Below are 12,710 nucleotides of genomic sequence, written 5' to 3'. Positions count from 1 at the left end.
GCGCCTGCTTCCTTTCAGGGAATAAACGCCACCCGTTGCATAAAATCCGCCTGGAAAGCGGTGGCCTTATCCCAGTTACCCATCAGATTGAACTGAGTACAAATGTACCGTAGCGTCTGGTGTGCAAAATAGTAGCTTTGTACCCGAAACAGACGGTCGCGTTCGGCGTTGTTGATTTCATGAATCAGATGCTGATGCAGTTTGATCAGGCTGAACAGATAACTGTTTTCGTCACCGTGCTGTTGGCTCAGCTCTGCCATATGAAGCCCCGTCAGGTAGTAGTGGCGCAAATCACTGATATCACCATCCTCCCGTTCCAGCGATAACTCTGCCAGATAAAACTCCATGGTGGCGTTACGCAGTTGTCGCCGGTAGTCATCAATCTGTGTCTGCAACCAGGCTCGGAACGGAAACATATCGGGCACCTCATTACGAAATAAGAATCATTATCATATTTTCGAGTGATTGATCATGCAACGTTTTTGACCCGTGGCTTTGTCTGAGGGAAGGGAATATGAGAGGGGGCAGGGCTGACGGTATGAGGGAATATTGTCGGTGACTATTATCCGTTACCTGATGGCTATTCGTACCGACAGCGCGCTATTTCTGCGCTTTGATGTGTCACATTTCGGAATCCATCCGGTGGATTTCCTGCTACCCTGCTTTTATCCTTGGGGCTTTCCAATGACGAAAGAGATTCAACCTATTGATAAGAAATAAGAAAGAAAGTGCCCGCCGGTGGCGATGCTTCCGCGCCTGTGACAGACGCAGACCTGACGCATACTCTGGCGCTCACCCTATCTTCAGAATTACAACAGGAAACTCATAATGAAACGTGCGCTTACCCTGATGGGATTATTGTTTGCATCCTGCCTGACGGGCATACAGCCTGCCAGCGCGACGGAATATCCTCTGCCACCCCCAGATAGCCGCCTGATTGGGGAAAATATTAGCTACACCGTACCTAATGATGGTCACCCACTGGAAACCATTGCCGCCAAATTTAAAATTGGTTTGCTGGGGATGTTGGAAGCTAATCCGGGTACCGATCCCTATCTGCCAAAACCTGGCTCCAGCCTGACTATCCCGCTGCAAATGCTGCTGCCGGATACGCCGCGAGAAGGGATTGTGGTAAATCTGGCAGAACTGCGGCTCTACTATTTTCCTAAAGGGAAAAACACCGTCATCGTCTATCCTATCGGCATCGGCCAGCTTGGTCGTAATACACCGGTAATGGTGACCCACGTTATTGAGCGTCGCCCGAATCCGACCTGGATCCCGACCGCTAATACGCGGCGTCATTACAAAGAACAGGGTATTGATTTACCCGCTATGGTACCCGGTGGGCCGGATAACCCGATGGGATTGTTTGCACTGCGGCTGGAGAAAAGCGGCGGGGTGTACTCTATCCACGGCACTAACGCCGATTTTGGTATCGGCATGCGGGTGAGTTCCGGTTGTATCCGTTTGCGGCCGGAAGACATTGAGGCGTTGTTTAATGACGTGCCGGTAGGCACCCGTGTACAGATCATCAATGAGCCTATCAAGATTGCGGTGGAGCCGGATGGGAAACGGTATGTCGAAGTGCATCAGCCGCTGTCTCATACCGATAAAGATGACCCGCAAACCATGGTGATTGCCCTGAACCAGAAAGTGAAGGCTTTTATCCACAATGGCGATACCGATACTGACGCTGTTCATAACGCGATTGCGCGTCGCTCTGGTATGCCGGTGCTGGTCAATACCGGGCAGACTGTTCCTCAGCAGCCATCGTCATTGCTACCGCAAAACGCCGCGCCGATATCGGCGGTGAAGACGTCATCGTCCCACTAACGGCAACGGGTGTCAGAGCGCCATGCGTGAACGGGCGTTCTGACACTGTCCTCAGTAGTCCTTCAGGTAGATAACTACTCAGAGAGATAACTCATCAGGAGTATAAGCCTTCAGAGGGGGGAGCGGGCTCAGTCGCCTCGTCCGAATACACGGGGTTGTCATATACAACATGAGACGGTACTGCGCCAGATTGGCGGCACGCATGAGTCTGTGGTGATGTGAGTGGTGAGGGCAGAGGTGTAAAACGAAGGGCAAAAAAAATGGCGCACAGGAGTGCGCCATTTTTCAGTCAACCAGTTCTTACTTTTTGTAAGTACGAACCTGGTTGTCCAGGCGCTGGTTAGCACGAGCTGCGTCATCTTTAGCAGCCTGCACGTCGGTAGCCAGAGCGTCAACTTTGCTGGTCAGAGCAGATACTTTCTCGTTCAGAGAAGAAACGTCAGAAGACAGCTGATCCAGTTTAGCGTTGCTGGAGCAACCAGCCAGCAGAGTGGAACCCAGGATTACCGCGCCCAGTACCAGTTTAGTACGATTCATTATTAATACCCTCTAAATTGAGTTAATCTCCATGTAGCGTTACAAGTATTACACAAACCGTTTTCTGATGAGAATAAATTTTTGATGGGAACATGCTTAATTTTGATCGTTCGCTCAAAGAATCATCGAGTTTTACAAACAGGTTAAAAAAGTAAGGAAAACAGGGCCATTTTATCAGAGTCCTGTAGCTTTCATGGCCGTGGATATATCTTTTTTGTCTAACCGATCGTGCTATTTATCATCGACACCTATCGCGAAAAATAAAAAAGCGCCCCGCAGGGCTAATGCCAGTCACTTAAGGTGACTGGCATTGTTTTTAAAAGGGTATTTGGGCTTTTTTTGCCTCACTTCTCTTTCATACTCCCGCTCCCGTCTCGGCGGCAGTTTCAGCATCGCGGCATTGCTGTAGAAGTGTTTCAGGTGTCCCGGTACTGCTCCCGGTGAGGACCATGGCAGCCCGATTAACAGCCGCATTATTTCTGCCACCGAACCGCTGAAGCTCAGCTGATACGGCAGATAATCTCCTTTCAGGCTGAACGCCATTTTCACCATCTGATACCGCACCAGGTTGTATGTCAGCAGTATCCCCCACAGCTCCTGTCTCACCATCTCCGGTAATTTACTTCTCAGCGTCCAGCGGTTGCCGCACAGGAACTGCTTCGCCTCACGATACCCCAGTTCGATTTCCCACCGGTGTTTGTAGAGTTCTGCTATGTCTGCCGCCGGGTAACGCATCGCGTCCGTCATCGATGTGACAACCTGACGTTCCACACCGTTAACCTTCCTGCTGATTAACCGGACAGTGAGCTCATCCGGCAGACCTTCCCACTGTTTTCTTGCCTGTGGCGAGGTCTTCAGCGTTATCAGTTCATCCTGCCTGCCCAGTCTGCGTATCACCTCATACTGCGTGCCCTTTTTCAGCGGCAACAACCAGTGGCGGTTCTCACCTGCCCTGTGCCAGTCCTGCCGCCAGCCGCATCTCATTAACGTCATACCGGCCCATCACGCTGGCGCGCAGCAGGTGACTGCTCAGTTCCATCAGACACACCATGCGGACCTGCGGGAAGCCTTTTTCACCGTACTGATTTTCCGCTTTCGCGAAGGCAGCGGCATTTTCCGGTGTGTCGGGCGTTCGCCAGACCACGCCATCAACGGCGTTCAGCGTCAGCCCGTTCCAGAGCGGATGCCGGGATTCCTCATGCCAGTGCTGTTGTGTCAGTTCGAACAGAACTCTAATGGCATCCTCACCCAGCGTTTTGCGGCGGGCAATGACGGAGCTGGGTGCGGTAAAAGGTCTGCCAGTCCGGTCAGCGATGTCCATCAGATTGACGATATGGGACACAGGCTTGTTGTTGAAAATAGCCATACCTATAACCAGCCAGACCATGGATTCGAGGGGAAGCTTACGCTTACGTAGCGTCACGGTATCCGTGAGGGTAAAGGCCTGCTGAATAAGGTCGGGGGAAAGGAGGTCGGCAAGACTCTGAACTTCATCGGGAGCAGTAAGATTGATAATGCCGAGGGCCTGTGAAAGTTCCATTAAAAAGGGTCCATGTGAAGACATGAACCCTTTTTACATCAGCCACCGGATCGGTCAACCGATCCTTAAACGATCGGCATTACCCCGCAGGGCGCTTTAAAAAATTCTCATTATCGAATTACAGGCGGTGGACTGACGCAGTGTTGGTAGTGCCGCTCGGTACCAGCGCACCGGAAACCATCACAACCACATCGCCTTCCTGCGCTAAACCGCTCTTCAGCGCGGCTTCTTTACCAATGCGGTAGAAATCATCGGTAGAGGCGATTTCTTTCACCAGCATGGTTTCCACACCTTTGCTCAGCAGCAGCTGGCGGGCGGTGATTTCGTTGGTGGTCAGCGCCAGAATGCGGGCAGTTGGGAAGTATTTGCGGATAGACTTGGCAGATTTACCGCCATGGGTGGCAACCACGATCAGCGGAGCTTCCAGTTTCTCTGCCGTTTCCACCGCACCGCGGCATACCGCTTCGGTAATGCGCAGTTTGCTGGTGTTTTGCAGTTTATCCAGCCGTGATGTCATGACTCTATCAGTACGTTCGCAGATGGTCGCCATGATGCTGACCGCTTCCAGCGGGTATTTGCCTTTGGCGCTCTCGCCAGACAGCATGACGGCGTCAGTACCGTCGATGATGGCGTTGGCAACGTCACCGGCTTCAGCGCGGGTGGGGCGTGGGTTCTTGATCATGGAATCCAGCATCTGCGTTGCGGTGATCACCACTTTGCGAGCCAGGTTGCATTTTTCGATCATCATCTTCTGGGCGAAGATCACCTCTTCAACCGGAATTTCAACACCCAGATCGCCACGGGCAACCATGATGCCGTCAGAAGCGTCCAGGATGTCGTCGAAGTTGTTCAGGCCTTCCTGATTTTCGATCTTGGAAATGATCTGGATGTGCTCGCCACCGTGCTGTTTCAGGTGGGCACGGATCTCTTCTACGTCAGAACGTTTACGAATAAAGGATGCTGCAACGAAATCGACGCCTTGCTCGCAACCGAAAATCAGGTCGCGTTTGTCTTTTTCCGCCAGTGCTGGCAACTGGATGGAAACGCCCGGCAGGTTAACCCCTTTGTTTTCGCCGAGGTCGCCGTTGTTCAGTACCTTACACACGACCTCGCCGCCGTTGATTGCGACGACTTCCATGCCAATCAGGCCATCGTCGACCAGCACGGTGTTACCAACGCTCAGGTCATCAGCAAAACCCGCATAAGTGACCGCCACGCGTTCTTTGTTACCGACAACGCTGGTATCGGTGGTGAAGGTGAAGGTCTGGCCCGCAGTCAGAGAAACGTCTGCACCGTTTTCCAGTTTGATGGTACGAATTTCCGGGCCTTTGGTATCCAGCAGGATGGCTGCTTTCTGGCCAGTTTTTTCTGTAATGGCACGCAGATTTTTGATGCGCTGACCATGTTCGGCGTAGTCACCGTGAGAGAAGTTCAGGCGCATGACGTTCATACCGGCGTCCAGCAGCTTGCCCAGTACTTCCTCTGATTCGGTTTTCGGGCCGATAGTACAAACAATTTTGGTCTTTTTCATAACGGTAGTTTCTACAAGTTGTGATGGATAAAAAAACAGGATGACCGGCGGTTAGCTGAGACTGAAACTTGACCGTCGGGGACAATATGCTTGCGATTGCGAGAGAATGATAAGTATAGATGGTGACAGACGAGGGAGAGTGAAGAAGCACGTGACTGGATATTGCCCATAGTAAGAAGTGGGCGAGGCGGCAATATCCCTGAGGAGTATGTTGTTGGTTGTATTTTTATCAGTGGCACGTGGATTCGCTGAAACCATTCAATGAAACAACGTTCCGTATTATAGTTATCAGGCAAAGAGATACAAGCTGTTGAAGGGCTGTATAGCACGTATTTTCGTGCTCTTGCGCAAAAAAACGTACGATTTATTGTTTTTACACAAACTTGTTGCGCAAATGCACGAAAAACATCTGGCTGTCGGTGTGGCGATGGCGCTAAACGTGAGGCGTCAGTGACAGGTCTGACAATAATTTGTCGTGATAATGCTGGCTTTGTGTCGATCCGGTCACGTTTCCATCACCGGGCGGTTGAGCCCTTGTAGGCTGGTGGTAAGTTAGCAACAGGTTGTAGATGGTCAGGCGTGAGGGTGGCGTCGTGGCGGTGTGCAGCCCGGGGTTGTTACTGCCGTTGGCAGGCAAAACCAGATGTTCGCGGTGGCGAGCGTCTGGTTTTTTTGTTTTCAGGGGTCGAACAATGAAGATCGCTAAAATACTGAATAATAATGTCGTCACGGTCATCGATGAGCAGGGTAACGAACAGGTGGTGATGGGGCGAGGACTGGCGTTTAAAAAACGGCCGGGCGAGAGGCTGGACACCACCCTTGTCGAGAAGGTTTTTTCTTTGCGCAGTAGCGAACTGACCGCGCGCCTGAGTGATGTGCTGGAGCGTATTCCGCTGGAGGTGGTGACGACAGCGGATCGCATCATCGCGCTGGCAAAAGAAAAACTGACCGGAAACCTGCAAAACAGCCTTTACATCTCGCTGACCGACCATTGCCATTTTGCCATTGAACGGCATCGACAAGGTGTGGATATCCCTAATGGACTGCTGTGGGAAGTAAAACGGTTGTATCAAAAAGAGTTCGCCGTCGGGCTGGAGGCGCTGGACATCATTCACCAGCGTTTGGGGGTGCGGCTACCGGAGGATGAGGCGGGCTTTATTGCATTGCACCTGGTGAATGCACAATTAGATAGCCATATGCCGGAAGTGATGCGTATCACCCGCATCATGCAGGAGATACTGAATATTGTTAAGTACCATCTCCATCTTGACTATAACGAGCAGGCGTTCAGCTATCATCGCTTTGTCACCCACCTGAAGTTTTTTGCCCAGCGTTTATTGGGGCGTATACCGGTTTCCAGTGACGATGAGTCGCTACACGATGTGGTAAAAGAGAAATACAGTCTGGCGTATCGGTGTGCCGAGAAAATTCAGGATCACATGATACTGAATTACCAGTACCAACTGACAAAAGAAGAGTTGATGTTTCTGACTATTCATATTGAGCGGGTGCGTGCTGAATTACAGGAACAGGCGAAAAAATAAATGCTGGCAGCGAGCAACAGAATATTGCGTGACATCACAAAATAGCCGATGACCGGTGCGAAACGCTTGTCAGAATACACTACGCTGGTAGTCTGTAATGTAAGAAATATGGATTGCGACTGTATCTCCCACTAAGGAGAATACAGGCAAAACCTGAATCGTTTTTTGTGAGCGTTACGCCGCAATGAAACGGTTCAGGTTTTTTTTTGCCGCAAACCCAGGTGCGCTGACATCAAGGTTTACTGATAGCGTAGAGCGCAGCCACTCAGCAGTTTTCTTCGGGCATGGACTGAGTATTAAGGATATCACCATGAATTACGAAACATTAGCCAGTGAGATAAAAGAGGGCGTAGGGGGGCAGGATAATATTATCAGCGTGATCCATTGCGCCACGCGCTTGCGGTTTAAATTAAAAGATAATGCTGCTGCCCATGCGGATGCCCTGAAAAATAATCCCGGCATTATTATGGTGGTGGAAAGTGGCGGGCAGTTTCAGGTCGTGGTGGGTAATCAGGTCGCGGAGGTCTATCAGGCATTACTATCGCTTGATGGCATGGCGCGTTTTAGCGACCCCTCTGCTTCGTCAGAAGAGAAGAAAGAGAACCTGCTAGCCCGCTTTATCGATATTATTTCCAGTATTTTTACGCCCTTCGTCGGTGTGATGGCGGCAATGGGGATCCTGAAAGGGTTTTTGGCGCTGGGCATTGCCACCCAGATAATCGTGGAGAGCAGCGGCACCTATAAATTGCTGTTTGCCGCCAGTGATGCGTTGTTCTATTTTTTCCCGATTGTGCTGGGGTATACCGCGGGCAAGAAATTTGGCGGTAACCCGTTTACGACACTGGTGATTGGCGCCACGCTGGTTCACCCCAGTATGATCGCCGCTTTTAGCGCCATGCAGGCACCCGATCATCCGATACTCCATTTTTTGGGTCTCCCGATAACCTTCATTAATTACAGTTCGTCGGTCATTCCGATCCTGTTCGCCAGTTGGGTGTCTTGCAAACTGGAAAAACCGTTAAACCATTGGCTGCACGCCAATATTCGCAATTTCTTCACGCCGTTGCTGTGCGTTGCCATCAGCGTCCCACTGACATTTTTAGTGATTGGTCCCAGTGCCACCTGGCTTAGCCAGATGCTGTCGGGCGGGTATCAATGGTTGTATGGCTTGAACTCGATGCTGGCTGGCGCGGTCATGGGGGCATTTTGGCAGGTGTGTGTGATTTTCGGCCTGCACTGGGGGTTTGTGCCGCTGATGCTGAATAACCTGAGCGTAATGGGGCATGACACGCTGCTGCCACTGTTGACGCCAGCGGTACTCGGCCAGGCTGGCGCAACGCTTGGCGTACTACTGCGCACCCGCGACATGAAGCGTAAAGGGATTGCTGGTTCGGCGTTTTCCGCCGCGATTTTCGGTATCACTGAACCGGCGGTATACGGCGTGACGTTACCACTACGCCGTCCTTTCATCTTTGGTTGCATCGGGGGAGCGGTGGGTGCGGCGGTCATGGGGTATTTCCACACCACCATCTATTCGTTTGGTTTCCCGAGCATTTTTACCTTTACCCAGATCATTCCGTCGACCGGTGTAGATAGCAGCGTCTGGGCGGCTGTCATCGGGACACTGGCAGCGTTCACGTTCGCGGCGATAACCAGTTGGGCATTCGGCATACCGAAAGATGACGCACAAGAGGCGGTGGTGGAAAGTACAACGCAACCCGCCGCGACACCGGATCACACTGGTGTGGTTCACGATGAACCCGTTACTCGTGATGACTCCTTTACTTGTGGCGAAAACCGGGTTTGCGCGGAAGAACTGTGTAGTCCGTTGGTGGGTGAGGTCGTGCCGTTAGCGCAGGTCACCGATCGCACCTTTGCCAGCGGCGTGATGGGCAAAGGGGTTGCTATCCGGCCTTTACAGGGGCGGCTCTGTGCGCCGGTAGACGGCACCGTCATGTCAGTGTTTAAGACCCACCACGCCATTGGTCTGGCATCAAGGGGCGGCGCAGAAATATTGATACACGTTGGTATTGATACTGTCCGGCTGGATGGCCGCTACTTTACTGTGCATGTGCGTGTCGGTGATGTGGTGCGGCGAGGTGATCTGCTGCTGGAGTTTGATAGCCCGGCGATTGAGGCGGCAGGATACGACCTTACCACGCCGATAGTGATTACCAATAGTGAGAATTATCAAGGGGTAACGCCCGTCGCCAGTGGCAAGGTCGATACCAATACACCGCTGGTACAGCTGGTATATTGAATAATGCGTGAATAGCGATACAGGAGATCAGTGATGAGTAATCCTTTCCCGGAACACTTTTTATGGGGCGGTGCGATTGCCGCCAACCAGGTGGAAGGTGCCTATCTGACGGATGGAAAAGGGCTTTCCACCTCAGATTTACAGCCGCAGGGGATTTTCGGCAATATTGTGGCGCGCCAGCCTGGCGACAGCGGTATTAAAGATGTGGCGATCGATTTCTATCATCGTTATCCGCAAGATATCGCGTTGTTTGCTGAAATGGGCTTTACCTGCCTGCGTGTATCCATTGCCTGGACGCGTATTTTTCCCGAGGGCGATGAGCAGGAACCGAATGAAGCGGGGCTGGCATTTTACGATCGGCTGTTTGATGAGCTGGCAAAACACGGTATTCAGCCATTAGTGACGTTGTCACATTATGAAATGCCGTATGGACTGGTGAAAAAGCATGGCGGCTGGGGAAATCGTCTGACCATCGATTGTTTTGAGCGGTATGCCCGCACGGTGTTTGCGCGTTACCAGCACAAGGTGAAGCGTTGGCTGACATTCAATGAGATCAACATGTCGCTCCACGCGCCGTTTACCGGTGTTGGGTTGCCACCAGACAGCAGCAAAGCGGCGATTTATCAGGCTATCCATCATCAACTGGTCGCGAGTGCCAGGGCAGTAAAAGCCTGCCACGACATCATTCCGGACGCGAAAATCGGCAATATGCTGCTGGGGGCGATGCTCTACCCGCTGACCAGCAAACCGGAAGATGTGATGGAAAGCCTGCACCAGAATCGGGAATGGCTCTTCTTCGGTGATGTGCAGGTACGCGGTGCGTACCCTGGATATATGCAGCGTTATTTCCGTGAGCAAGGTATCACGCTGATGATAACGGAGCAGGACAAGCAGGATCTGACCGCTACCGTCGATTTTATCTCGTTTAGTTATTATATGACCGGCTGTGTCAGCACCGATGAAGCGCAACTCGAAAAAACGCGTGGCAATATTTTGAATATGGTGCCGAACCCCTATTTAGAAAGTTCTGAATGGGGCTGGCAGATTGATCCGCTGGGGTTGCGGTATTTACTGAATTTCTTGTACGACCGCTATCAAAAGCCATTATTTATTGTTGAGAATGGCCTGGGGGCGAAAGATAAAATCGAAGACAATGGCGAAATACACGATGATTATCGTATCCGTTATTTAAATGATCATCTGGTACAGGTGAGCGAAGCGATTGCCGATGGTGTGGACGTAGTAGGGTATACCTGCTGGGGGCCAATTGACCTGGTCAGTGCCTCAAAAGCGGAAATGTCAAAGCGCTACGGTTTTATTTATGTCGACCGTGATGATACTGGCAGGGGAACGCTGGAACGGCGGCGTAAAAAGAGCTTCTATTGGTATCAGTCCGTTATTGCCAGCAACGGAAAAACGCTGACACGCTAACAATATGACGACCCAATAATAGTCGGAATATCCACGTTGCAGGTGTACTGGTATACCTGCAACGTGGGTCATGACAGTTATTTTTAGCGGTAACATCACAGTCTCAATTCTTTCTGTATTGGGGCGAGAGCGTGCACCTGAAAATAATGTTTTGATTTTTATCACACCAATCAGAGCGTGTTTTATGGCCGATAAGCGTGTGAAAAATAATGTTAGCAGCATAACGAAAACCGCTACGTCGATCGCGGACAATCCTGCGCCCGCTACCGTAGCATCGTCAACTACCAGCCGGGTGTCCATCACGTTACGTGAGCTGGGGCCGTTTTATTGACACAGTGTGTTTCTTTTCCCTGCACCGACAAAAAGAGGTTAATAATGAAAACCAGGAAAACCTGTCTGTACCTGTTGTTCTCTGCACTGAGCATCTCGGCACCACTGACGGCGTTAGCCGCTTCGGGGGCTATCCCAGAACTACCACGTGTTGATGTGCCGACGAAACAGTATTTGTCACAGGTTAACGCGGATAACAGTATTACGTTTCGGTTGTTTGCACCGGCGGCGAAATCGGTGAATGTCGTGACCGGTGCAACGCCGGAAACCTGGGTTGCCCACCCGATGGTAAAAAACGAGCTGGGTGTCTGGTCGTGGCGTAGCGAGCCAAAGCAGCCCAATCTGTATGAGTATTTTTTTAATGTGGATGGTTTTCGCAGTATTGATACCGGTTCCGCTTTCCCCAAACCGCAGCGTCAGGTCAATACCAGTATGATTCTGGTACCCGGAAGCGTGCTGGATACACGGGCGGTGCCACATGGTGAACTGCGTACGGTGACCTACCATTCAGCGTCGCTGAAATCAGAACGGCAGATTTATGTCTGGACGCCACCGGGATACACCGGTACCGGTAAGCCGCTGCCCGTGTTGTATTTCTATCATGGGTTTGGTGATGCCGGGGATTCTGCCGTCAGACAAGGGCGTATCCCCCAGATCATGGATAACCTGCTGGCGGAGAAAAAAATCACACCGATGCTGGTGGTGATCCCGGATACCGAGACCGATGCGAAAGACGCGATAGCGGAAGATTTTCTGCCGAAAGATCGGCGTAAGGTGTTCTATCCGCGTAATGCCGCCGCCGCTGATCGCGAGCTGATCCATGACATTATTCCGCTGGTCAGCGAACGCTTCAATGCCCGTCGGGATGCTGATGGCCGCGCGCTGGCCGGGTTGTCTCAGGGGGGATATCAGGCGTTGGTGTCCGGCATGAGTCATCTGGATTATTTCGGCTGGCTGGCAACCTTCAGCGGTGTGACGACGGAAACCGTACCGAATGCACAGGTCACCGCACAACTGGGGAATGCCGCTACTATCAATCGGCAACTGCATAATTTCAGCGTAGCCGTGGGTGAAAAAGATACCGTCACGGGTAAAGATATCGCTGGGTTGAAAACGCAACTGGAACAGAAAGGCGTCAAATTCGATTACCGGCAATACCCTGGCTTAGGGCATGAAATGGACGTCTGGCGTCCGGCCTATATCGAGTTTGTGCAGAAGATATTTAAATAACACCCGCCTACCGGGTAAAAACATGGGCAGGGTATCCTGCCCGTTTATGATAATGATTGGCGTGCCGGAGATGCGTGTTCTGGAGATAAAGGGCGGTGAGATAGCTGGAAATAAGCGCTCTCTGGCCAGCATGCTGCCAGGTTACTAAAACGATATTGTCTGAGAGCGCTATCGGGTGGAAATGACGTGAGTGTCTTCTTGCAGGATAGTTATTACAGATATAGTGATTATAGAGATAGTTATTACGGGATATGACCAGAAATGGTGCGACCGAGTGGACTCGAACCACCGACCCCCACCATGTCAAGGTGGTGCTCTAACCAACTGAGCTACGGTCGCAACGTGCACATTAGCGAAAGGCTAATGACTAAAAAATGGTGCGTTCAATTGGACTCGAACCAACGACCCCCACCATGTCAAGGTGGTGCTCTAACCAACTGAGCTATGAACGCATTATTTTTTATCAGCAGCTGT

The 12,710-nt window shown here is 51.5% G+C and carries 9 protein-coding genes, 2 tRNA genes and 1 pseudogene; 6 read left to right on the top strand and 6 right to left on the bottom strand.

Going from position 1 to position 12,710, the window contains the following annotated elements; all coding sequences use genetic code 11:
- Nucleotides 1-14: 14 nt before the first annotated feature.
- Nucleotides 15-416 (bottom strand): hypothetical protein, encoded by a 402-nt coding sequence (locus LF929_RS12445; protein ID WP_023640092.1) that lies wholly within the window; start codon nt 414-416, stop codon nt 15-17.
- Between the two features lie 139 nt (nt 417-555).
- Between LF929_RS12445 and LF929_RS12440 the strand changes: the two genes are divergently transcribed.
- Both LF929_RS12440 and LF929_RS12435 read left to right on the top strand, forming a co-directional pair.
- A complete protein-coding gene (locus LF929_RS12440; protein WP_193744502.1) occupies nt 556-720 on the top strand; it encodes a hypothetical protein in 165 nt (54 codons plus the stop codon).
- Between the two features lie 108 nt (nt 721-828).
- Nucleotides 829-1,833: a L,D-transpeptidase family protein gene (locus LF929_RS12435; RefSeq protein WP_038904011.1), complete on the top strand. Its 1,005-nt coding sequence runs from the start codon at nt 829-831 to the stop codon at nt 1,831-1,833.
- A 300-nt stretch (nt 1,834-2,133) separates the two neighbouring features.
- Here LF929_RS12435 and LF929_RS12430 read toward each other — a convergent pair whose 3' ends face one another.
- The 3 genes and pseudogenes from LF929_RS12430 to pykF all read right to left on the bottom strand — a co-directional run bounded on the left by LF929_RS12430 (nt 2,134) and on the right by pykF (nt 5,441).
- Complete coding sequence (locus LF929_RS12430) at nt 2,134-2,370, bottom strand: major outer membrane lipoprotein (protein ID WP_012769424.1); 237 nt, start codon at nt 2,368-2,370, stop codon at nt 2,134-2,136.
- Nucleotides 2,371-2,651: 281 nt separating this feature from the next.
- Nucleotides 2,652-3,910 (bottom strand): annotated as a pseudogene (locus LF929_RS12425) (IS4 family transposase).
- Nucleotides 3,911-4,028: 118 nt separating this feature from the next.
- Nucleotides 4,029-5,441 carry a pyruvate kinase PykF gene (gene pykF, locus LF929_RS12420; protein WP_038907654.1) on the bottom strand — a complete coding sequence of 471 codons (1,413 nt, stop codon included), beginning with the start codon at nt 5,439-5,441 and terminating at the stop codon, nt 4,029-4,031.
- Between the two features lie 692 nt (nt 5,442-6,133).
- Here pykF and licT point away from each other — a divergent pair.
- The 4 genes from licT to LF929_RS12400 all read left to right on the top strand — a co-directional run bounded on the left by licT (nt 6,134) and on the right by LF929_RS12400 (nt 12,236).
- Nucleotides 6,134-6,985 (top strand): BglG family transcription antiterminator LicT, encoded by an 852-nt coding sequence (licT, locus tag LF929_RS12415; protein WP_029456478.1) that lies wholly within the window; start codon nt 6,134-6,136, stop codon nt 6,983-6,985.
- Nucleotides 6,986-7,295: 310 nt separating this feature from the next.
- Entirely contained in the window at nt 7,296-9,245 is a 1,950-nt protein-coding gene (gene bglF / locus LF929_RS12410) for a PTS beta-glucoside transporter subunit IIABC (protein WP_226093185.1), read from the top strand.
- Between the two features lie 33 nt (nt 9,246-9,278).
- Nucleotides 9,279-10,676 carry a glycoside hydrolase family 1 protein gene (locus LF929_RS12405; protein ID WP_210175899.1) on the top strand — a complete coding sequence of 466 codons (1,398 nt, stop codon included), beginning with the start codon at nt 9,279-9,281 and terminating at the stop codon, nt 10,674-10,676.
- A gap of 375 nt (nt 10,677-11,051) precedes the next feature.
- Nucleotides 11,052-12,236: an alpha/beta hydrolase-fold protein gene (locus LF929_RS12400; protein ID WP_210175900.1), complete on the top strand. Its 1,185-nt coding sequence runs from the start codon at nt 11,052-11,054 to the stop codon at nt 12,234-12,236.
- 262 nt (nt 12,237-12,498) lie between these two features.
- Here LF929_RS12400 and LF929_RS12395 read toward each other — a convergent pair.
- Nucleotides 12,499-12,575 (bottom strand) — tRNA-Val (locus tag LF929_RS12395).
- Nucleotides 12,576-12,611: 36 nt separating this feature from the next.
- A tRNA-Val gene (locus LF929_RS12390) sits at nt 12,612-12,688 on the bottom strand.
- Between the last annotated feature and the right edge of the window lie 22 nt (nt 12,689-12,710).

It is taken from the genome of Dickeya oryzae, assembly GCF_020406815.2.
GTDB classification, from domain to species: Bacteria; Pseudomonadota; Gammaproteobacteria; order Enterobacterales; family Enterobacteriaceae; genus Dickeya; species Dickeya oryzae.
Note: the sequence above shows the minus strand (reverse complement) of the source record. Positions and strands in the feature narration are given on the sequence as shown.